This window comes from Rhizobium sp. BIGb0125, assembly GCF_024810055.1.
GTDB lineage: Bacteria > Pseudomonadota > Alphaproteobacteria > Rhizobiales > Rhizobiaceae > Agrobacterium.
This window is the reverse complement of sequence record NZ_JANUDV010000006.1, coordinates 298,442-319,642: the sequence shown is the minus strand read 5'-3', so window position 1 is coordinate 319,642 and position 21,201 is coordinate 298,442. Positions and strand designations below refer to the sequence as shown.

Sequence of the window (21,201 nt, the reverse complement as noted above, 5' to 3'; positions counted from 1 at the left end):
ATGACGATGTTTGCTGATCTCTCCCGCCGCCCCGGCGGTACCTTTGCCCTGCTGGCCGTGACATTGCTCTGTCTTTTGGCCATTGCGGCCCCGCTGATTGCACCCTATGCGCCGAACGCCATCGCACCCGCCAACCGCCTGATGGATCCGTCTCTCCAGCATATACTGGGCACCGATCACCTTGGCCGCGATATTTTGAGCCGCCTGATATATGGGGCCCGAATTGCCCTTGGCATCTCGCTTTCGGTGATTGCCATTTCCCTTACCGCCGGGGTGGTGCTTGGAATTGTCGCGGCGCTGTCACCGCGTCCGGTGGACTTATTGATTGTCGGCATTTTCGACGTGGTGACGTCGTTCCCCAGCATCATTCTTGCTCTAGCGCTCGTTGCGGTTTTCGGCCCCGGACTTGGGAACGTCGTTTTGCTGGTCAGCATCGTGTTCATTCCGCATTTCGGACGGGTGGCGCGCAGCCAGACGATCACGCTGCGCAACAGCCCTTTCATCGAGGCTGAGAAGGTACTTGGTGCGCAGACATGGCGCATTATCCTGCATCACGTCATTCCCAACATCATCGGCCCCATCTTCGTGTTGGCCTGCATGGATATTCCCGTTGTCATCACCATCGAGGCTGGTCTCAGTTTTCTTGGTCTTGGCGTGCGCCCTCCCCTCGCCAGCTGGGGAAATCTGCTCAATGACGGTTACGTCTATCTCGACCAGTCTCCGTGGCTTGCCACTTTCTCAGGCATTTCGCTGATCCTCGCCACGCTTGGTTTTGCGCTTTTGGGTGAAGCGCTGCGCGATACGCTGGATCCGAAGCTCAGGAAAACCCTATGACCGAGGCACTCCTTTCCATCGAAAACCTGCACGTTTCCTATCGAGGCAAAGGACGCAGCGCTCATATTCTCGATGGCGTAAACCTGACCATCAACAGGGGTAAATCCGTCGGCCTTGTCGGAGAAAGTGGCAGCGGCAAGTCGACGATTGCCTTTGCTTTGCTTGGACTTCTCGCCGACAACGCAACGGTCGAGACAGAGAACGCGACGTTTGATGAGAAAGCGATACGGCTTGATCCCAAGGGTACAGCCTCCCTTCGCGGCACTGATATTGCCATGATCTTTCAGGATCCGATGACGGCGTTGAACCCGATGTTCACGATCGGCGAACAACTGGTCGATATCCAGCGGCGACGTTTTCCAAAACTGAGCAAACGACAACTCTGGCAGCGTGCCGAAACGGTGCTGGCCGATGTCGGTGTTCAGGATGCGGCCGGCCGCATGCGCCGTTATCCGCACGAGTTTTCCGGCGGCATGCGCCAGCGCGTTGTCATTGCTATGGCCTTGCTGGTTGAGCCGAAACTGCTGATTGCCGATGAACCGACAACGGCGCTCGATGCCACGATTGAGGCACAGGTCGTTGAGGTGCTGCATGAAATGCGGCAGCGAACAAAGGTTTCCATGCTGATCGTCAGCCACAGCATGGGCCTGATCGCCGAATTGTGTGACAGCGTTGTGGTGATGTATGCGGGGACCGTGGTTGAGACCGGCCCGGTGCGCGAGGTGTTGCACAATCCCCGCCACCCTTACACGCGAGCGCTTCTTGCCTGCGAAATCGATCCCTATGCGCCGTTTGATGCGACGCAGGATCTGTCGACCATACCGGGCAATGTTCCCGACCTGACGAACCGGCCTGACGGCTGCATTTTTGCCGCCCGCTGTCCGTCGCGGCAGGTGCAATGTCACCAGAAACCACCGCAACGTGAGGTGGACCATAGGCACCATTATGCCTGTTGGCGGGAGGCCGCGTAATGGAGGAGCCTGCACTTGTTCTGAAGGACGCAGTTGTTCGATACCACAGGCTGACCGCCGTAGACGGTGTTACCCTGGAGTTGCGGCGTGGTGAAACGCTTGGTCTCGTGGGCGAAAGCGGCTGCGGTAAATCTTCCATTGCACGGTCTATTGTCGGTCTTCAGCCGCTCGCCTCTGGCACGCTTTCGGTCGATGGTGAAAGCGTTCGTGCAGGCACCCGCCGTAAGGCTAGCGATGCGCAAAGCCGAGTCCAGTTGCTGTTTCAGGACCCTGCGGCTTCGCTTTCGCCACGGCTTACCGTCAAAACACTTCTCGCCGAACCGTTGAAAATCAGGAATGTTTACACCGCCGAACGTTTTGCAGAGATTGTCGCTCTTGCGGAAAGTCTTGGCCTTGGCCAGCAATTGCTGACGCGTTATCCGCATCAATTGAGCGGTGGACAGGCTCGGCGCGTGGCACTGGTGCGTGCACTGGCGGCCAATCCTTCCATTATCGTCGCGGATGAGCCAACCGCTGGCCTTGATATCTCTGTTCAGGGTGAACTGCTTAATCTGCTGCGTGGCCTGCGAGATCGACTTGGCCTCAGTTACCTGCTGATCTCACACAATCTAAACGTGGTGGGGCGCGTCACGGATCGAGTGGCGGTGATGTATCTTGGACAGATTGTCGAAAGCGGGCCAACCGCCAGCCTGTTTAGAGAGCCAGCTCATCCATACACGCAGGCGCTGCTTTCCGCCAATCTGACGCTTGACCCCAGTCGGCAGCGTGAACGGATTGTTCTAACAGGTGAATTGCCAAACCCCAGCAACCCGCCAAGCGGCTGCCGCTTTCACAAACGCTGTCCCGTGGCTCAGCCGAAATGCGCCGCCGATGCGCCGCCATTACTGGCGGGCACGGGAGCGCGCAGCGTGGCCTGTCATTTCCCGTTGGTTTCTGCGGAGCCGATCCCGCGTCAAGCGATTGCGGGGTAACCTTGAGCTTCAGCGTCTCGATCCAATTTGGCCAAGATTTGATAATCGGCGTCCCCGAGAAACGTGATGCCGCGCAGCGACAGCACGTCACAGATGTCGTCGAGCGCTGGATCGGCAATCGTTTCTGCAAGCGCCCGACGCAGGATCACCAGATCTTTGGCCGAGGTCTCAATCGAGGTGATGAATGGCAGGCCGGGACCCCGCGGTGTTTCGGCGAAGACACGAACACCTGCAAGGCGTTCCGCGTCAAAGCGCAGGGTATTGCCAAAGGTCACACAATCGATGGAGGCGATATCCGCTTTGCCGCTTGCCACCGCGTCGATGCTGGCACGGTGGCCACCGGTTTCGATAACGGAGGAAAAGAAACGCCCGTTTTCGGCATGGGGTGCGATGAAGGCACGGAAGAGATTGTAGCCGGAATTGCTTCCGGGCTCATTGATCGCCGCACGGGCGCCGCGCAAATCCTCAATGGACTGCGCCGAAGACTGCGCACTGACGATGATAAAGCTGCATTTGATCGGTCCATCGCATCCCGGCAGATCGTAATTGGGCGTGGCAACCAGCTGAACCTTGTCCCTGAGATGTTGCACATAGGGATATCCGCAGGTCTGCCCAAAAATGAGATCCGGACGAAGCCAGGCTTCGTCATATCGCACCGTGTCATCAAGCAGATCAGGAGCATTGAGCCCGTAGTCGCGCAACCGCGCACCGAGCGCCTGCCAGAACTGATGGGTCGCCTGCGCCACCTGTGGCGGGCTGACATACATGGCAAGGCTGGCAAGGGTCATAAAACCACTCCGATAAACAACACAAAATCTATGTTGAAACTGGTTTGTTCTGCAATGCAATGGTTTCATTTAGGACGGATGATATGAACTTATCCCTGACAAACATTTCCCCCTCTAAGAGTCGGCAATCAGCTTTTGACTGTGATGTTCTGGTTATCGGCGGTGGTCCGGCCGGTTGCTGGGCGGCGCTGGAGGCCGTGGCGGCAAACGCCAACGTGGTGCTTGTCGAGAAGGGATATTGCGGCAGCTCTGGTGCAACGGCATCCGCTGGCACGCAGATCTGGTACGTGAAACCGGACCCACAAGAGCGTGAGGCCGCCATGGCCAGCCGTGAAGCGATGGGCGGCTATCTTTCAGACCGTAACTGGATGCGACCGGTACTCGACAAGACGTTTGAAAGCGTCAATCGGCTGGCCGACTGGGGCTACCCCTTCCCGCGTGATGAAAGTGGAGAACAGCAGCGCATCTCGGTGCAGGGGCCGGAATATATGCGGTTGTTGCGGCGAAAGGTCAAAAACGCCGGCGTCACCATCTTGGATCATCATCCCGCGACACATTTGCTTGTTGATGGCGACAGGGTGGCGGGCGCAACCGGTATTATGCAACAGGGGGGTGGCGAATGGCAGGTGACTGCCGGTGCCGTTGTGCTGGCTGCCGGAGGTTGTGCATTCATGAGCAAGGCACTTGGATGTGACGTGTTGACCGGTGACGGTTATCTGATGGGGGCAGAGGTTGGTGCCGAATTGTCGGGCATGGAATTCTCATCGGCCTATGCGATATCGCCGGCCTTTGCCTCCATTACCAAGACAGCGCTTTATCGTTTTGCGCAGTTTTACCGAAAGAATGAGAGCCTGATTGAAGGGGCTGGCTCCGCACGCGGCCGCTCGATCATTGCCCGCACGTTGCTGTCGGAGCCTGTATTCGCCCGACTTGATTTGGCTGAAACCGATGAGGTCAGAACGATATTGCGGCAGGCGCAACCGAACTTTTTTGTTCCCTTTGACCGACGTGGCATTGATCCATTTACCCAGATGTTCGAGGTCAAGCTTCGCCTTGAAGGAACGGTTCGTGGAACAGGGGGGCTGCGGCTGACCGGGCTTGATTGTGCCACCACGGTTCCCGGCCTTTATGCGGCCGGTGACAATGCCACGCGCGAACCGATCTGTGGCGGGTTTACCGGTGGCGGCAGCCATAACGCGGCCTGGGCGATTGCGTCAGGATCGTTTGCCGGTGTCGCGGCCGCCGGTTTCGCAAAAGCCAACGCCAAACCCCATTCTATATCAGATCCACAAGCTGAGAACTTTGCGAGAAATCCGTCACATTATGCGGATCCCACCGCCATTTTGGCAGCGGTGCAGAATGAGGTCTTCCCGCTCGATATCAACTATTTCCGTACCCACGACGTGCTGTCAGCGGCCTTGAAACGGCTGGATGGTCTGTGGGATGACATCAAAACTGCCGTGCCGGTGGATGAAACCGGAACGTTACGGCTGCGCCAAGCGCAGGCGATGACCGCAACGGCGCGCTACATGTACAAGGCCGCGATTTCCCGTACGGAAACGCGTGGTATGCATCGTCGCGATGATTTCCCCAAGCAGGATCCAGCCCAACATCATCGCCTTGTTCTCAGCGGGCTTGATGACATTCTCATTCGTTCCGAACCGGTAGGTTCAAACCTGTTGCCGGAGGTAGCTGAATAATGATTGAAGTTCTTGATCCGCAAACCTGCACCGATTGCAATCTCTGTGTGCAGGTCTGCCCGACCAATGTTTTTGAGGCGATGCCGGACGGGCCTCCCCAAATTCTCAGGCAGGATTCCTGCCAGACATGCTTCATGTGCGAACTCTATTGTCCTGTTGATGCTCTCTATGTCGAGCCCGATGCAGAAATGGTCCATGGCCTCACGGTCGAGGATGTTCATGGCAAACAATTGTTTGGCAGTTATCGCAAGGCAATCGGCTGGCACAAGGAAACCCGCCATCGCCGCCACATCGATGATCACTTCAGGTTACCACAGTGAGTAGGATGCGCATTAGGCCTCAAGCGCACGTTTGCGTTCGGCCGACAGCATCATCTCCACAAAACGTCGCACCTTTGCAGGTCGAAAGCGAGCGACCGGAAAAACGGCATGCAGGCCGCCAGCTGGCAGGCTCCAATCGGGCAGCAGCCGCACCAGTCTGCCCTGCGCTAATTCTTTGCCCAGCATATAATCAGGAAAAACCGAAACCCCTGCCCCGGCCAGCACACAGGCATAGGCGGCCGGTGTCTTATCCGTACGGATGGCAGACGATACCTCGACCATTTCGGAGGGAAAGCCGTCACGGGAAAACATCCAGCGAAGCGGGTGACGCAGCACTGAATTTTCGATCCACGGCAGATTGGCTGCGTCGGCTGGTGTCTTGAGTGAGGAAAACCGCTCTGCCACGGATGGTGTGGCGACAAGATATTGTTCAAACGCCCCAAGCCGTCGTGACTGATGGCTTGTATCGGTCAGCCAGCCAGCGCGAATGGCAAGATCAAGCTGCTGGGTTGCGGGATCGATAACCGTATCGTCGAAGACCAGGTCGACTTTCATAGTTGGATAACGCGCGAGATAGGCTGTTATCACAGGGGCGACAATCACCGCGCCGTAGTCTAGCGGTGCGGTCAATGTCAGGGTGCCAGAGGGCTCGCTTGTATGGTGGGACATTTCCCCATAAGCGGCCTCGGCCTCTCTCAGAATGACGGCACAGCGGTCGTAGAATATCCGCCCCTCCTCCGTGGTGGCCAGCCTTCGCGTTGTTCGCGACAGGAGCGTGACGCCAAGCTCCTCCTCAAGCCTTGCCACGTGATGGCTGACAACAGCTTTCGCCACGCCCAGACGTTCGCCTGCCGCAGTAAACGAGCCGCTTTCCACCACCGTTGTAAAAAATATCAGACGGTTGAGGTTGAGAAGATCACTCATCATTGTCTCATTTAATCATACAGTTTGTACGAATAACCGATCTTTATTCCCTGTCAAAGTCAATGGATGATGGTGACAATCGAAACGGGATCAAAGACATGCAGCCGAACCGCATCATTTATCTATTCGATCCCCTGTGTGGCTGGTGTTATGGCGCATCGCCAATGCTGACGAGGTTGATGGCGGAAGGTACGTCTATCGAGGCAATCCCGACAGGGTTGTTTTCAGGTTCGGGAGCCCGCCCGCTGGATGAAGCGTTCTCAGCATATGCATGGGCGAATGACCAACGTATCCAGCGGCTTACCGGCCAGGAATTTTCCAGGGATTACCTTGAAAAAGTCCTCCGGAAGCAAGGCTCGATGTTTGATTCAACTGCTACCACAAGAGGTGTCGTGGCGGCGGGCTTGCATACGCCGCAGACACGCTTTTCGGCTTTGCAAACCTTGCAGCACGGCCGGTATGTCAGGGGATTGGACACAAGTGATCAGACCGTCGTCGCAAACCTGTTGGAAGAGGCAGGATTATCTCAGGCTGCCGCCCGTGTTCGCCCGCCAGATGACGAAATTCGATTGGCCGTCGCCGATCTCGTGAAAATCGGCAAGCAGTTGTTCCACCAGTTCAATGCCAACGGCGTTCCTGCACTCATCATCGAAAAAGGTGAACGCCGTCGCCTGGTGGATTCGAGCGCCCTTTTTGGCAATTTCCAAAACCTCAAGGCTCATGTCGAAGCCGCCTGACAATTTCACTCAGAGGACATATCCATGTTTACAAGACGCAACACACTCAAGCTCACAGCCGCCGCCGCCAGCCTTGCGGCACTGCCAGTCTCGGTATCACGGGCATTTGCCGCAACTTTGAAATGGACGTTTTTCCAGGCGGATGAGACCGGCTTTCGCCGCACACCCGTTCTTTTGACCGGGGAAAAAGATGCCATCCTGATTGATGGCGGTTTTACCTTGTCAGACGGTCGTGCTCTGGCAGCCGCCATCAAGGCAACAGGAAAAAACCTGTCGACAATTTATGTGAGCTGCAACGATCCTGATTACTATTTCAGCCTGCGGCCGGTCGTTGACGTTTTTCCTGATGCGAAGGTCATTGCCCGGAAAGCCACAGTTGACGCTATCAATAGCAATGTCCAGGGCAAGCTGGAGGTTTGGGGTCCACAACTCAAGGAAAATGGCCCGCAACAGCTGGCGGATGTCGTCATTCCCGCTGTGTCAGATCTCGAAGCACTGGAACTCGACGGCGACAGAATCGAAATCGTCGAAATTCCCACAATGCATGATCGTCGCTACCTGTGGGTACCATCACTTGAAGCGGTTTTTGGCGGCGTTCTTGTGTCTTCCGGTATTCATGTCTGGGTGGCTGATGAAGGTACTACTGAAAAGCGTGCGGCATGGATCAAGGCGCTTGATGATCTGATTGCCCGTAACCCGAAGATCGTTATTCCCGGTCACCAGTCCGAAGGTGCACCGCAAGGCGTTGAGGCCATTAAGTTCACCCGGGATTATCTCATCGCTTTCGAGGAAGAAATGTCCAAGGGCAAGGATAGCGCTGAGGTGATTGCCGCTATGCTCAAACGTTATCCGGACCTCAAGGATGTCAGCTCGCTGGAGCTGGGTGCAAAGGTAGCCAAGGGCGAGATGAAGTGGGGTTGAAAACTTCGACAGATCGAGGCGGAGAAAATGGCGAATGAAACCTCCCCAGGTGTCGGTCACCGTCACCGGGCCGACTAAGGCGCCGTTGTGTTCCATGTCGATTTTGCGCCCTATGGCAAAACCCTGCGTTGGGCGGATGCATCGGCTGAGGATTTCGATGCTGTTGCCCATATGGAAACCTATAGCGCAACGTTCATTCGGCTTCATGTGTTTTGGGTAACCTGGAAAGAAGCTGACGGCACCACAGTCACGCATGTGGAAGATTTTGAGACCGGCTATGTCTATGCCGCGATAACGCAGCCCGATTTAACGTTTCTCACCCTCAAGGGCAGATGGACAAAAATCATATAGGCGACGGATAGAGTGGCGCGCCGGGCAAATCGGAGCGTCATTCGTCGGCTATACGCCCACAATTTTCGGGTTCGGCAACCGAACCGATCCCGGACACGTGATGCGTTTCATCGTTCAATTTTTGTGAACGAAGTATCACCCCTCGATTACTATTTCTATCACGTCAATGTGACGTATCAGCCCCGTTGCCCCGCTTGCGTGGCGTAGAACAGTCGGATTAGCGTCGCCGCCATTACAGACCCAATTTCATATAGTGATACGGAAAGCCAGTTTTCTACATGCTTCAGACGATGCTCCTCACAATCGTTGCAATTCCTTTAGCACTTGGTGTCGTGGCAAGCCTTTTGACCCGCAAGGCAAGCGGGATGGGGCTGGTTCTGGCCAGCGCGCTGATCCCGGTTTTTGCAGCTGTGGTGCTGGTCGGTCTGGACGGACTGCCTGCATTTCCACCTGTAAGGGCGGCACACAAGCTGCCTTATGTCCTGCTGGTTTTTGGTGTTGTCTTCGTTGTCCTTGCCCCTGTCATCCGCACCCGCTCATGGCTTTTGGCGGGCGTTGCAGCATTGGTTGCTTTGGCTGCGCCTGCTTGGTGGATGGGCAGCGTCATTCTTGCCAATAGCGAACGGAAACTCGTCGTTACGCTGATCCTGATCGCCATCGCCGTTGCCGGTAGTATCTGGGTTGCTTTGCGCACCTCGGATGAAACACAGGACCGCCAACCGGTTCTGCCGCAGGCTGCATTTGCCACGTCGCTTTCGGCAGCACTGGTTGCTATTTTCGGTGGCTACATGGGCATGGCGATGTTCAACGGTGCGCTTACGGCATTGTTTGGCGGTTACCTTCTCATTGCCTACATCGCCCATTTGCGTGGCAACGGCGGAGCCTTTAGCCTTGCGGGTCCAGGCGGATTTGCCATGTCCTGGACTGCATTTCTTGGCCTGCTGGCAACGGCCATACTTGCTCCGCAAGCGTCTAGTGCTGGCCTCATTGTTGCTGGCCTCACTCTGGTTTTGCTGCCTTTAACCTCGACCCTTGCAAACCGCTTGAAACTTGCCCCGGCACTGCGCCCGCTGGTTTGCGGTTTGGTCGTTGCCGTTCCGGCAATCATCGCAATCCTCATTGCTGGCCTGCAATTCGCCAGCTGACGATCCCCAGCCCCGGGCATCATTCCGATGCCAGTTCACAGGAGAATTTTATGAAATTTATTGCAACAACCGCAACCCTTTTCGGTCTGCTTGCCGCCGGAACTGCTTTTGCTGCCGACAGCTACCAGATTGATCCGACCCATGCATGGGTCAGCTTCAAGACCAATCATGCTGGCTGGGCAAATGCGCATGGTGTGTTCCGCACCGTGTCCGGTGAAATTTCATTCGACAAGGACGATGTCACGAAAAGCTCGATCGAGCTGAAGATCGATGCTGCCAGCATCGATACCAACCACGAACAGCGTGACACGCACCTCAAGAGCCCGGACTTCCTGAACGTTGAAGAGTTCCCTGACGTCACCTTCAAAAGCACCGCGATTGAAAAGACCGGCGACAAGACTGCAAAGGTTACCGGCGATCTGAGCCTCGCAGGCACGACGAAGCCGATTACACTTGATGTGACATGGAATTCTGAATCGCCGCTTCCTTGGGATGCAAAGACCATCAAGACAGGTTTTTCTGCAACCGGTGCAATCACCGGCGCTGATTTTGGCATCACCAAGCTGGCAGACTTTGGTCTGGGACCAGACCTGTTATTGGATGTCGATCTGGAAGCGATCAAGAAGTAAGAAAAAAGACGCCGACCCTTTCGGTCGGCGTCATTTTCACGATGAACTCATCCTTCAGCCGATTGACAGCGCATCTTTGAGCGCCACGCCCTGCTTGGGCTGCAAGTCGAGATCGGCCTCGATGTGATCGATATGGTGCAGCATCAGGTCAGCGGCACGTTTGGCGTCACCGCGTTCGATCAGGTCCAGAATGGCGAAATGTTCGCTATGGCCGCAGCTCGACACACCTGAACGGCCGTAAAGCGCGATGACCAGCGAAGACCGCGCCACCAACTCATCCATAAAACGCTGCAGGATGGCATTGCCAGCAACAGAGGCCAGCATGAGGTGGAAATCACCGGATGCCTTGATTTCCGCCCGCCGTGCTGCTGGGCCGCGCTCATTCATATAGCGCTCTTCCTCAACCAACTGTTCGCGAAACCGAGCGATATCCTGCGGCGTGATCCGTTCTGCGGCGGCGGTAACAATGCCTGGCTCAATCAGCCGGCGGGATGCAAAGATTTGCCGCGCCTCTTCTGGCGTCGGATTGGAAACGAAGGCACCCCGGTTACGCTCGGTCTTTACAAGGCCTTCGAAGGTCAGCATTTGAAGCGCAGCGCGTGCCACCGTCCGGCTGACATCAAAAAGCGCGCCAACTTCCGCTTCGGACAGTTTTGTTCCCGGCGCGAGCCGCCGATCAATGATGGCATTGCGCAGGGACTCGCGGATCGCCATTGAGCGGTCCTCGACCAATGGACCAGCAGAGGCGGATGTATGTTCAAGCAAGGTCATTGGTTTTGTCCAGCATGACTTCTTGTAGCGCGTTGCGGGGCCACCTGCCTAGTAGGATATTTAGCAATCCATAACTTAGATTGCATACGATTTGACCAAGAGATCGAAAACAATCGATGCAAATTTGCGCAGCCTTAAATGACAAAAACTGTTTCGCGCCAGAATATCGTTGATCTTCAACGGTAAATTGAACTGGCACAGCTCCTGCATCACCAAAAATAATCTCAGGAGAGTGCCTATGAGCAAAGCCGCTGAAATAGACATCGTATCCGTTTCCAAGATCTATGGTGCCACCACGGCCGTCCATGAGATCAGCCTCAAGATCCCGGCCGGCACCTATTGCTGCCTGCTTGGACCCTCAGGTTGCGGCAAGACCTCGACGCTCAGGATGATCGCCGGACACGAGAGCATCTCGACAGGTGATATCCGTCTTGGCAATGCCGTTGTCACTGACCTGCCGCCGGCCAAGCGTGGCACGGCGATGATGTTTCAGTCCTACGCGCTGTTTCCGCATCTCGACCTCGTCGACAACGTCGCCTTCTCCTTGAAGATGAAGGGCGTGGAGAAAGACGTGCGGCGCGCCAAGGCTCTGGAAATGCTGAAACTGATGCAGCTCGAAGCCTATGCGCCGCGGCGTCCGGCCCAGCTTTCCGGTGGTCAGCAGCAGCGCGTGGCGCTTGCCCGCGCTTTGATCACCGATCCGGAAGCGCTTCTGCTCGATGAGCCGCTTTCAGCCCTCGACCCATTCCTGAAAATCCGCATGCGGGCGGAGCTTAAAAAGCTCCAGACCTCGCTTGGCATCACCTTCGTCCATGTGACGCACAGCCAGGAAGAGGCAATGGCGCTCGCCGATATCATCGTCATCATGAATGATGGTCGCATCGAGCAGGCCGCTCATCCGCGGACCGTGTTTGAGCGCCCGGCAACTGCCTTCGTCGCCAAGTTCATGGGCGATCACAATGTGATTTCCGGTCGCGTGATAAAGAGCGCCGGCAATGAGCTGATGATTTCGGTCCCGGCTGGCGGCGATTTTCTGGCGATCGGTGCCGATGCTGCTGGTCTCACCGACACGGCCGACATCGCGGTTCGGACCGACCACGTGCGTGTTGCACCGGCGACCGACAAGGGCCTCGGTTTCACCGGTTCCGTTTCAAATGTCGAATATCGCGGCTCATCGGTGAAGCTCACCGTCAATGGCTCCGGTGTGGAGGATTTTACCGCGATCCTCAGTGACAAGGACTATTTCGCCAATCCGGTAAAGGTTGGTGATGCCATTCCGCTTTCCTGGGAGCGTGAGGACGCGCTCGTGCTGGGGCGGCTGAAGCACTGAAAATACAACAATAAACCTCAAGAGGAGAACTGGCATGACCGATACAAAAAAAACGGGGATCGACAAGACGGCCAAGGGTATTTCCCGCCGTTCGCTTTTGAAAACGGCATCGGCTGCGGCCGGCCTCGCAGCCGGTTCGGGCGCGATTACCGGTTTCCCGACCATCTGGGCGCAGAACCCGATTACGCTTCGCCAGTTTGGCACCGGCGTGTCGAACCTCAATGCGATTGCCGAGAAGTGCAAGGCTGATCTTGGCATCACGCTCGAGATGACGGCGACGGATTCGGATGCCGCCGCCCAGCGTGCAGTCACCCAGCCGAAGTCCTATGACATCGCCGATATCGAATACTGGATCCTGAAGAAGGTCTATGCAGCCGGCGTCATCCAGCCAATGGATACAAAGAAACTGAAATATTACGATAAGGTCGTGCCGCTGTTCAAAAACGGCAAGTTGACGCCTGACAGCGTGATTGCACAGGGCACCGCGCCCCACACAGTCGGGTTCGTTGAAAAGTCGGGCGACAAAACCTTTGCCAAGGAAGAGACCCAGTATTTCACCATGATGCCAACGATCTACAATGCCGATACGCTCGGTATTCGTCCTGACCTGGTTGGCCGCGATATCACCACCTGGGCCGACATCATGGATCCGAAGTTCAAGGGCAAGACTTCGATCCTCAACATCCCGTCGATTGGCATCATGGATGCAGCGATGATCATGGAAGCGCTCGGCAACATCAAATATGCCGACAAGGGCAACATGACGAAGGAAGAAATCGACAAGACGATCGATTTCCTGATCAAGGCCAAGCAGGACGGCCAGTTCCGCGCCTTCTGGAAGTCGTTCGACGAGTCGGTCAACCTGATGGCGTCTGGCGAAGTGATCATCCAGTCCATGTGGTCGCCAGCGGTTGCCGCCGTTCGTTCCAAAGGCATCGACTGCAAATACCAGCCACTGAAGGAAGGCTATCGTTCGTGGGGTGGCGGTCTGGGTCTCGCAGCACATCTTACCGGTGCACAGCTCGACGCGGCTTACGAATATATCAATTGGTACACCTCCGGCTGGGTTGGCGCCTATCTCAACCGTCAGGGTTACTACTCTGCCTGCATGGAAACCGCCAAGGAACACATGTCGGCCGATGAATGGGGCTACTGGATCGAAGGCAAGGCCGCGACCGGCGATATCGTTGCGCCGGATGGCAAGGTCATGGAAAAGGCCGGCGCAGTGCGCGACGGTGGCTCCTTCGAGGAACGCATGGGCCATGTCGCTTGCTGGAACTCGGTGATGGACGAAGACCGTTACATGGTCCGCCGCTGGAACGAGTTTATCGCAGCCTAACAGACAAACAGATCACCCTCCCCCCGCAAGGGGGAGGGCTTATCCCAGCCGCACCGCCAGGCGCGATCATGGCGGGTGAGCGGGCCAAGTCTTGTTCCCAGTCGTGGAGAAGATGGCCGGTCGGCCAGAGGGTGCAGTCGGAAGCGATGTCTTTTCAATGCGAGAAGGTTCAGAGGCCCATAGGGAGAAGCCAAGCAATGGCGACGATCACATCGACGGATACGGAAAATGTCGGGCAGGCTCGCCCAAAAGGCTTTCAGGTGCCGATTTCCGTCATCTCCTATCTACAGGCGGTGCCGCTGACGCTCATTCTTGGGTTCTTTCTGCTGTTACCGATCATCATGATCGCAGTTGTCAGTTTCTGGGATTATGATTTCGCCCAGATGTATCCCGACTTCCTGACGATGAACTATGCCGAAACGCTTGGGTCATGGGTTACCTGGAAGACCTATCTCAACACACTTAAATATGCTGCTCTGGTCTGGCTAATCACGCTTTTCATCGGCTTTTGGGTCGCCTACTTCCTTGCCTTCCACATCCGCACCACATCAATGCAAATGGTGCTGTTCCTGATCTGCACCGTGCCGTTTCTGACATCGAATATCATCCGGATGATTTCATGGATCCCGGTTCTTGGACGAAACGGCCTGATCAATTCTGCGCTGGTTGGGTCCGGAGTGATTTCCGAACCGGTGGAATGGCTGCTCTATTCCGATTTCGCTGTCGTCTTGGCCATGGTGCATCTCTACACGCTCTTCATGGTGACGCCGATCTTCAACACATTGATGCGCATCGACAAATCGCTGGTCGAAGCGGCCCGTGATGCAGGCGCTTCTTCCTGGCAGGTCCTGTCAAACGTCATCATCCCGCTGGCCAAGCCTGGCATGGCGATCGGCACGATTTTCGTCGTAACGCTGGTCATGGCCGATTTTTCCACCGTGCAGGTGATGTCCGGCGGACAGAGCGCCTCCGTCGCTCTGATGATGAAGAACCAGATGTCGCTGCTGCAATACCCTGCCGCTGCCGCCAATGCCGTGGTGCTGCTGGTGCTCGTGTTGATGATGGTCGCTGGCATATTGCGGATCGTCGATATTCGGAAGGAGCTTTAAGATGTACCGTGAAAAACGCTCCCGGGAATTCTACTTTCTCGCCATCTTCTTTGCAGTCTTCGTGCTGTTCCTCTATGGCCCGCTATCGGCGATCCTGATCCTGTCCTTCCAGGGGCCGAATGGCGGCCTCACCTTCCCGCTCAATGGCGTGTCGCTGCGCTGGTTCGCCAACCTGTTCGAAACCCAGGCGGTGGGTGATTTCGGCGGCTCGTTCCGCCGCTCGGCAATGCTCGGCATCATGGTCATGCTGGTAACCGTTGTTGTGTCGCTGCTGGCGGGACTGGCCTTTCGCCGAAAATTCATCGGCGCGACGGCGCTCTTTTATCTGGCAGTCGCAAGCCTCGTTGTCCCCTCGATCATCGTTTCGCTCGGCATCGGCGTGCTGTTCAGCCAGCTCGGCCTGCAGCCGGCATGGTATTCCTCGGCCTTCGGCGCACAATTGACCTGGACGCTGCCCTTTGGTGTGTTGATCATGTTTGCCGTGTTCAACCGCTTCTCACCTGCTTACGAGGAAGCGGCACGGGATCTCGGCGCATCCTCCTGGCAGACATTCTCGAATGTTGTTTTGCCGATGATCGCTCCGAGCCTGATCGGCGTTGGCCTGTTCGGCTTCACGCTGTCCTATGACGAATTTGCCCGCACACTGATGACCGCAGGATCGTTCAATACGCTGCCGCTCGAAATCTACGGCATGACGACCAATGTGACGACGCCGGTGCTTTATGCACTCGGTACGGTCACCACGGTCTTCTCCTTCCTGGTGATTGCTGGCACGCTCGGCCTGATCGTCCATCTTAATCGTCGCAGACAGCGGAGTTGATGAGACACCGATGCGCATCCTGATCATCAATCCCAACACAACAGCCAGCATGACCGCAACCATCGCCGACAGTGCGTGCCGTGTTGCAGGGCACCAGACGGAGATCGTCGCCGTTACCTCATCGATGGGGCCGGTTTCGATTGAAGGCTATTATGACGAGGTCTTTGCGGTTCCTGGCCTGCTCAAGGAAATCGCCGCAGGCGAAAAACAGGGTATCGATGCCGTCGTCATCGCCTGTTTCGACGATACTGGTCTTGATGCTGCGCGGGCGCTCGCCAACGTTCCGGTGATTGGTATCTGCGAGGCAGCGGTTTCTGCCACGGCCTTCATTGCCCAGAAATTCACAGTGGTGACGACGATGGAACGGTCGCGGTTGCCGCTTGAACACCTCGTCCATCGCTACGGCATGTCGTCGCGCTGCAAGGTGAGAGCGGCGGATATTCCAGTGCTATCTCTTGAGGACCCGAACTCCAATGCTCGCGACCGGTTGCGCAGCGAGATCGCGCTGGCGCTGAAGGAAGACAGGGCTGAAGCGATTGTTCTCGGCTGCGCTGGCATGGCGGATCTGACCGCTGAGCTGAGGGCCGAATTCGGTGTACCTGTCGTGGATGGTGTTGCAGCAGCGGTGAAACAGGCGGAATCGCTGGTCACGCTTGGACTATCGACCGCCAAGCGCGGTGCCTATGCGACACCAATTTCGAAACCCTATCGTGGCATGTTGGAGCCCTTCCAACCTGAGCGGCTGACAGACTTATGAGTGGCGTTGTGATCCGTTCGCTCGATCTGTTGGAGATCGACATGCTGATTGGCTGGGCAAAGGCTGAGGGCTGGAACCCTGGGCTTGCCGATGCGGCACCATTTCAGGCTGCTGATCCCGAAGGATTTATCGGCTGTTTTGTCGATGGACAGATGGCCGCTGGCATATCCGCCATCTGCTATGGTTCTGATTTCGGATTTATCGGTCTTTATATCGTGCATCCTGATTTTCGCGGGCTCGGATATGGGCGGCGCGTTTGGGATGCCGGCATGGCACATCTGAAAAACCGCACGATCGGTCTTGATGGCGTGCCGGAGCAACTGGCGAATTATCGATCCATGGGATTTGTCCCCGACTATGAGACCTTTCGCTGGAGTGGACCGCTGGAAGGCAAGACCGATCCTGACATCTGCTCCCTCGAAGATATTAATCCGGCCAGCCTGATCGCGTTTGACGCCGAGTGTTTTGCAGAGCGCCGTGCGGCTTTTTTGCAAGCCTGGCTGGCGTTGCCGAGGCAGACAAAAGTGCTCATCCGCGATGGTGCGATCTGCGGTTATGCTGTCGCACGGCAATGCCATGAGGGCTATAAGATCGGGCCACTTTTCGCCACAGACACTGACGCTGCAACGACATTGATTCTTGCGTGTGCGGCCGAGGTTGAAGGTCAGTTGATCAACATCGACGTGCCTGCCGATCAGGCCAAATTTTCCGCTGTTTTACAAGAACACGGTTTTCGGCAAGGTTTCCAGACGACGAGGATGTATCGTGGAACACCTCCTTTATTCGAAACCGCGTGTGTTTTCGGTGTGACAACACTCGAATTAGGCTGAGGTGGTTATGGAAACGGTACGACGGAGCTTTCTAGTGAGACTGTTTATGCGCAATTTCAAATGGCGTCATTTTTGGCGCTGACAAATCATCCAGAAACGGAGGTTTTTCTGGATGCCGGTGGGCGCATTAACAGCATAAAAAACGGTGCGCCGAGAACTGCGGTAACGACACAAGCAGGCAGTTCAAGCGGTGCAATAATACTACGACCGACGAGGTCCGCCACGGCCATGAGGATGGCACCTGTCGCCATGGCAACCGGTCGAGGACATCGTCCGAACCTTTGCATGAATAGTAGACTACCAGTTACTGCAAAAGTGGCTTGAGAAACGGCGATGCCAGAAGCGCATCCGTATCAATGAGGTGGTGTTCGACATGCCCGTGCGGCTCAATCTTGCCTTGGCTTAACATCGACAACAGAGCGGCTGCATAACCTGTTGCGCCTGATATCAATGCGTTGAACGGGCCAACGTCCTTGTTTGGTGCAAACCGATAGGACTTAGTCCGCTCGGTTGGCAACCTGCCACGATAGCCGCGTGCAGTCACCACAAGAAGCAGAATGTCGTCTTCAATAACCGGTAGGCCATTGTAGAGCAGCGAACGCAGCATATCGCGCCGGTGACGAAGGTTGAGATCATCAAGCATAAAACGGATATAATCGAGATGGCCCGGATAGCGGATGGTCTTGAAGGTCAGGTTTTTCGGTGCGGCATGCGAGAAGATCGATAGCGCCTCTACTCCGCCGGATGTGATGAACTCTTCGTAGCTCACTCCGTCAATACTCAACCGGCCGTAATCTTCCAGGGGTGTCAGCAGAACCGACTGCCCATCCCGGATCGCGGCACTCGGCCGGGTATATTCATCGATCAGCCCGTCAACGTTCCAGATTTGCCCGTAACCGAGACGATTGGTGGGATAACGCGGGATGGCGCCGACACGCATGATGACGTCGGTGACAGGTGAAAATGATTTGAGCAGGCCGCAGGTGACATTGCCAATCAGCCCGGGAGACACACCACATCCGCTGAAAACTGCCCGGTATTTTGACAAGGGGTTCAGTATCACCTGTGTTTCCGGCGTTGGGCAGGTGAAATCGAGATAATGAACGCTGGCTCTGGCTGCGGCCTGTGCAACATCTGCGACCGCCGGTTCCGGCACGGCTGCAACGACAACATCCTGCCCTCTCAAATGGGTCTGCAAATCCTCACCGTGTCGAACGGCTTTGACAAAGGTATCTATCTCCATCTGTTGCAAGCGTGACAAAGCTTCTTCCGAGCGGTCAACGACCTGAATGGAAAATTCGCCACTTTTCGACAAGGTTCGGGCCATGGCGACGCCGATTTCTCCGGCGCCGACGATGCTGACGTTGAGTTTTGTCACAATGTCTGCCCCCTGAACCGCTGGACAAACCCTTGCAAGCGCGGATTTTTCGGGCGCAGGATGACTTCATCTGCCGTTCCTGTTTCAGCAATTATGCCGCCGTCGAGAAACAGCACGCGGCTTGCCACATCGGCGGCAAAAGCCATTTCATGCGTCACGATTGCCATGGTCATGCCCTTGTCGGCCAACCCACGAATAACCGCCAGAACCTCGCCGACCAATTCCGGGTCAAGCGCGCTCGTCACTTCGTCAAGCAGCAGGACTTCGGGTTCCATAGCCAGTGCCCGGGCAATCGCCACACGCTGTTTCTGGCCACCCGACAGATGAGCCGGATAGGATGCGTGTTTCTCGGCCAACCCCACCTGCCCGAGCAAATCCATCGCAAGTTCTTCCGCTTCGCGTTTTGGTCGCTTGCAGACGACAATTGGCCCTTCGGTAACGTTTTGCAGCACCGTTTTATGCGGGAATAGGTTGAAATGCTGGAAGACCATGCCGACATGGCGACGCAAGGTACCGATGCCGACCGCCTCTCCCTTGTCACGAAAACTCTGGCCAACGACTTTCCCGCGAAAGCGAACCGTGCCGCCGGTTGGCGTTTCCATCATGTTGAGACAACGAATGAAGGTTGATTTGCCAGAGCCCGAGGGGCCGATCAGTGCGACCACCTCGCCGCGCTTGAGGCTGAGATCCAGCCCCATGAGTACCTCATGTGTGCCATATGCCTTACGAAGCGCTTGCGTTTCGATGACAGGGATATTGTCGTGTGTGTGCTGTGTCATGTTCATGCATCCGTTCCGTTAGTCGCTGACTCTGAGGCGTCGTTCGATCCAGTCCGCAGCCTGGGTAAGCGGTAGGAGCATGGCGATGTAGAGGCCAGCCATTAATGTGTAGGATTCCAGCGGCCGGTAGGTCTGGCCGTTGACCACCGCTGCCATGTAGGCGAGATCGGCAACCGAAATGACCGACACCAGCGATGTGTTTTTGAACTGGATGACGGACTGATTGATAAAGGATGGCAGCACCCTTTTCATCGCTTGCGGTAAGATGATGCGGGTCATCGACTGCCATGGGCTCATGCCGATAGCGGATGCCGCTTCGCGCTGTCCCTTGTCGATAGAAACAATGCCGCCCCGGAAGATTTCAGCGTAAAACGCACCGACATAAAGCGACAGCGTCAACATGGCTGCCAGGCGATTGTCGATCGAGCCGCCGATTAGCAGCGGAAACGCGTAATAGAACCACAATAGCTGCACCAAGAGCGGCGTACAGCGAAAGATTTCCTGATAGATGCGGGCAATGGCCGAGAAGATTTTCCAGCCGGAGAGCCGCGCCGCACAGGTCACAAAACCGATGATGATGCCAAAAAATATCGAGCCGAATGTATAGACGACAGTGATCCAGAGGCCCCAGAGAAAGAGGTCCCAGTACTGCCAAACGGAGTGGAAGTCCCAGCTGTAATTCATCGCTCACCTCCGGCTGTCACCGCCGCGCATAAAAACGGGCAATACCCGCGCGGGGACCGCAGCTTCTCATCGGTTCGTTTTGTCATTGTTGTTCCCTTGTTTTTCGCGTCAGCCGCCGCAAGGTAACAGCAGCTGACGATTTGATAGTGCTATGTCCGCTACAGGCGGACAATGCAAAGCTGATGGCGCTGCTTATCGCATTTCTTGGAAGGCGACAGACGCGCTGGCAAAACGACCTAGAATTCCAATGAGCTTTTCGCGGTTCACGTCCGATACCGGTACCATCGGCAGGCGCATTTCCGGTCCCGCGAGGTTGGAGAGTGCCAGGGCAGCCTTGACTGGGCCGGGATTGGACTCGATGAACATTCCGTCCGTCAGTTCGGCGATCAGTTCGTGAAGCGCCAGCGCGCGCGCCGTGTCACCCGACTTCCAGGCTTCGACAAGCTGGACCATTTCGCGCGGGGCGACATTGGAGACAACACTGGTAACGCCAGCGGCACCTAGCGACAGGAACGGAAGGGTCAGGCCATCGTCGCCGGAATGGATGATCAAGCCCTCCCCGCATGCCGCGCGAAGCTGCGTCACACGCGATGCTGAGCCGCCAGCTTCCTTGATTGCAATGATGTTGTCATGGCGGTGCATCAGTTCGGCGCAGGTTTCCGGTGCAATCTCGACACCGCAACGGCCCGGAACCGAGTAAAGCATGATCGGCAACGACGTTTCTTCTGCGGCTGCACTGTAGTGAGCCAGAAGTCCGGCCTGCGTCGGTTTGTTGTAGTAGGGCGTAACGATCAGCAACACATCGGCGCCTGCTTCTTCGGCGCGCTTCACTTTTTCAATCGTTTTCCTGGTGTCATTGGCGCCCGCTCCAGCCATGACAATCGCGCGGCCAGCGGCCAGCTTGACGGTGCGCGCAATCAGCATATCGGCTTCATCGTCATTCAGTGTCGCTGCCTCACCGGTTGTGCCAACAGGCACGAGTCCCGCGACACCGGCTTCGAGCTGGCGCTCAACCAATGCATCGTAGGCGGGCAGATCGACGCTGCCATCCTTGAAGGGGGTAATGAGGGCAGTGAAAACTCCGTTGAAACGGTCATGAATGTTCTGCATGGT

24 protein-coding genes are annotated in these 21,201 nt (G+C 56.3%); 16 read left to right on the top strand and 8 right to left on the bottom strand.

Annotation, left to right across the window (positions count from 1 at the left end):
* Genes M2418_RS18585 through M2418_RS18575 form a run of 3 tightly spaced genes read left to right on the top strand, consistent with a single transcriptional unit; the run spans window position 1 to window position 2,776 of the window.
* Window positions 1-834 (top strand): ABC transporter permease, encoded by an 834-nt coding sequence (locus M2418_RS18585; protein WP_192490795.1) that lies wholly within the window; start codon window positions 1-3, stop codon window positions 832-834.
* Window positions 831-1,805, top strand: a complete 975-nt coding sequence (locus tag M2418_RS18580) for an ABC transporter ATP-binding protein (protein WP_259148439.1) — start codon at window positions 831-833, stop codon at window positions 1,803-1,805. Before M2418_RS18585 ends, M2418_RS18580 begins: the two co-directional genes overlap by 4 nt.
* Entirely contained in the window at window positions 1,805-2,776 is a 972-nt protein-coding gene (locus M2418_RS18575; RefSeq protein WP_259148437.1) for an oligopeptide/dipeptide ABC transporter ATP-binding protein, read from the top strand. Before M2418_RS18580 ends, M2418_RS18575 begins: the two co-directional genes overlap by 1 nt.
* Here the strand turns inward: M2418_RS18575 and M2418_RS18570 are convergent.
* Window positions 2,758-3,564: a phosphate/phosphite/phosphonate ABC transporter substrate-binding protein gene (locus M2418_RS18570; RefSeq protein WP_259148436.1), complete on the bottom strand. Its 807-nt coding sequence runs from the start codon at window positions 3,562-3,564 to the stop codon at window positions 2,758-2,760. The genes M2418_RS18575 and M2418_RS18570 overlap by 19 nt on opposite strands.
* A gap of 83 nt (window positions 3,565-3,647) precedes the next feature.
* Here M2418_RS18570 and M2418_RS18565 point away from each other — a divergent pair, with 83 nt between their 5' ends.
* Both M2418_RS18565 and M2418_RS18560 read left to right on the top strand, forming a co-directional pair.
* Entirely contained in the window at window positions 3,648-5,264 is a 1,617-nt protein-coding gene (locus tag M2418_RS18565) for an FAD-binding protein (protein WP_259148435.1), read from the top strand.
* Complete coding sequence (locus tag M2418_RS18560) at window positions 5,264-5,584, top strand: ferredoxin family protein (protein ID WP_259148434.1); 321 nt, start codon at window positions 5,264-5,266, stop codon at window positions 5,582-5,584. The genes M2418_RS18565 and M2418_RS18560 overlap by 1 nt, the downstream gene beginning before the upstream one ends.
* Before the next feature lie 12 nt (window positions 5,585-5,596).
* Here M2418_RS18560 and M2418_RS18555 read toward each other — a convergent pair whose 3' ends face one another.
* Window positions 5,597-6,508, bottom strand: coding sequence for a LysR family transcriptional regulator (locus M2418_RS18555; RefSeq protein ID WP_259148433.1), 912 nt, complete (start codon window positions 6,506-6,508; stop codon window positions 5,597-5,599).
* Between the two features lie 98 nt (window positions 6,509-6,606).
* On the opposite strand from M2418_RS18555, the gene M2418_RS18550 reads away from it, so the two are divergent.
* From M2418_RS18550 to M2418_RS18530, 5 genes are all read left to right on the top strand, one after another.
* Complete coding sequence (locus M2418_RS18550; RefSeq protein WP_259148432.1) at window positions 6,607-7,245, top strand: DsbA family protein; 639 nt, start codon at window positions 6,607-6,609, stop codon at window positions 7,243-7,245.
* A gap of 24 nt (window positions 7,246-7,269) precedes the next feature.
* On the top strand, window positions 7,270-8,166 hold the full coding sequence (locus M2418_RS18545) for an MBL fold metallo-hydrolase (protein WP_259148430.1): 897 nt from the start codon (window positions 7,270-7,272) through the stop codon (window positions 8,164-8,166).
* Window positions 8,167-8,253: 87 nt separating this feature from the next.
* Entirely contained in the window at window positions 8,254-8,517 is a 264-nt protein-coding gene (locus tag M2418_RS18540; protein ID WP_259148429.1) for a MoaF-related domain-containing protein, read from the top strand.
* Between the two features lie 278 nt (window positions 8,518-8,795).
* The gene (locus M2418_RS18535; RefSeq protein WP_259148428.1) at window positions 8,796-9,662 is read left to right on the top strand and encodes a hypothetical protein; all 867 of its coding nucleotides are present in this window, start codon (window positions 8,796-8,798) and stop codon (window positions 9,660-9,662) included.
* 50 nt (window positions 9,663-9,712) lie between these two features.
* On the top strand, window positions 9,713-10,291 hold the full coding sequence (locus tag M2418_RS18530; RefSeq protein ID WP_259148427.1) for a YceI family protein: 579 nt from the start codon (window positions 9,713-9,715) through the stop codon (window positions 10,289-10,291).
* Between the two features lie 54 nt (window positions 10,292-10,345).
* Here M2418_RS18530 and M2418_RS18525 read toward each other — a convergent pair whose 3' ends face one another.
* Window positions 10,346-11,062, bottom strand: a complete 717-nt coding sequence (locus tag M2418_RS18525; RefSeq protein ID WP_192490784.1) for a GntR family transcriptional regulator — start codon at window positions 11,060-11,062, stop codon at window positions 10,346-10,348.
* A gap of 238 nt (window positions 11,063-11,300) precedes the next feature.
* Here M2418_RS18525 and M2418_RS18520 point away from each other — a divergent pair, with 238 nt between their 5' ends.
* The 6 genes from M2418_RS18520 to M2418_RS18495 all read left to right on the top strand — a co-directional run bounded on the left by M2418_RS18520 (window position 11,301) and on the right by M2418_RS18495 (window position 17,247).
* On the top strand, window positions 11,301-12,392 hold the full coding sequence (locus M2418_RS18520; RefSeq protein WP_259148425.1) for an ABC transporter ATP-binding protein: 1,092 nt from the start codon (window positions 11,301-11,303) through the stop codon (window positions 12,390-12,392).
* Window positions 12,393-12,426: 34 nt separating this feature from the next.
* Window positions 12,427-13,731 carry a PotD/PotF family extracellular solute-binding protein gene (locus tag M2418_RS18515; protein WP_259148424.1) on the top strand — a complete coding sequence of 435 codons (1,305 nt, stop codon included), beginning with the start codon at window positions 12,427-12,429 and terminating at the stop codon, window positions 13,729-13,731.
* Window positions 13,732-13,928: 197 nt separating this feature from the next.
* Window positions 13,929-14,840 (top strand): ABC transporter permease, encoded by a 912-nt coding sequence (locus M2418_RS18510; protein ID WP_259148423.1) that lies wholly within the window; start codon window positions 13,929-13,931, stop codon window positions 14,838-14,840.
* 1 nt (window position 14,841) lies between these two features.
* Window positions 14,842-15,660: an ABC transporter permease gene (locus M2418_RS18505; protein ID WP_259148422.1), complete on the top strand. Its 819-nt coding sequence runs from the start codon at window positions 14,842-14,844 to the stop codon at window positions 15,658-15,660.
* Between the two features lie 10 nt (window positions 15,661-15,670).
* Window positions 15,671-16,417: an aspartate/glutamate racemase family protein gene (locus tag M2418_RS18500; RefSeq protein ID WP_259148420.1), complete on the top strand. Its 747-nt coding sequence runs from the start codon at window positions 15,671-15,673 to the stop codon at window positions 16,415-16,417.
* A complete protein-coding gene (locus M2418_RS18495; protein ID WP_259148418.1) occupies window positions 16,414-17,247 on the top strand; it encodes a GNAT family N-acetyltransferase in 834 nt (277 codons plus the stop codon). Before M2418_RS18500 ends, M2418_RS18495 begins: the two co-directional genes overlap by 4 nt.
* 86 nt (window positions 17,248-17,333) lie before the next feature.
* Here M2418_RS18495 and M2418_RS18490 read toward each other — a convergent pair whose 3' ends face one another.
* The 5 genes from M2418_RS18490 to dapA all read right to left on the bottom strand — a co-directional run bounded on the left by M2418_RS18490 (window position 17,334) and on the right by dapA (window position 21,198).
* Window positions 17,334-17,498 carry an iron ABC transporter permease gene (locus M2418_RS18490; RefSeq protein WP_259148415.1) on the bottom strand — a complete coding sequence of 55 codons (165 nt, stop codon included), beginning with the start codon at window positions 17,496-17,498 and terminating at the stop codon, window positions 17,334-17,336.
* 53 nt (window positions 17,499-17,551) lie between these two features.
* On the bottom strand, window positions 17,552-18,625 hold the full coding sequence (locus M2418_RS18485; RefSeq protein ID WP_259148414.1) for a saccharopine dehydrogenase family protein: 1,074 nt from the start codon (window positions 18,623-18,625) through the stop codon (window positions 17,552-17,554).
* Complete coding sequence (locus M2418_RS18480; RefSeq protein WP_259148413.1) at window positions 18,622-19,410, bottom strand: amino acid ABC transporter ATP-binding protein; 789 nt, start codon at window positions 19,408-19,410, stop codon at window positions 18,622-18,624. Before M2418_RS18480 ends, M2418_RS18485 begins: the two co-directional genes overlap by 4 nt.
* 12 nt (window positions 19,411-19,422) lie before the next feature.
* A complete protein-coding gene (locus tag M2418_RS18475) occupies window positions 19,423-20,088 on the bottom strand; it encodes an amino acid ABC transporter permease (RefSeq protein WP_250983939.1) in 666 nt (221 codons plus the stop codon).
* Window positions 20,089-20,280: 192 nt separating this feature from the next.
* Window positions 20,281-21,198, bottom strand: coding sequence for a 4-hydroxy-tetrahydrodipicolinate synthase (dapA, locus tag M2418_RS18470; RefSeq protein ID WP_259148412.1), 918 nt, complete (start codon window positions 21,196-21,198; stop codon window positions 20,281-20,283).
* Window positions 21,199-21,201 lie beyond the last annotated feature (3 nt).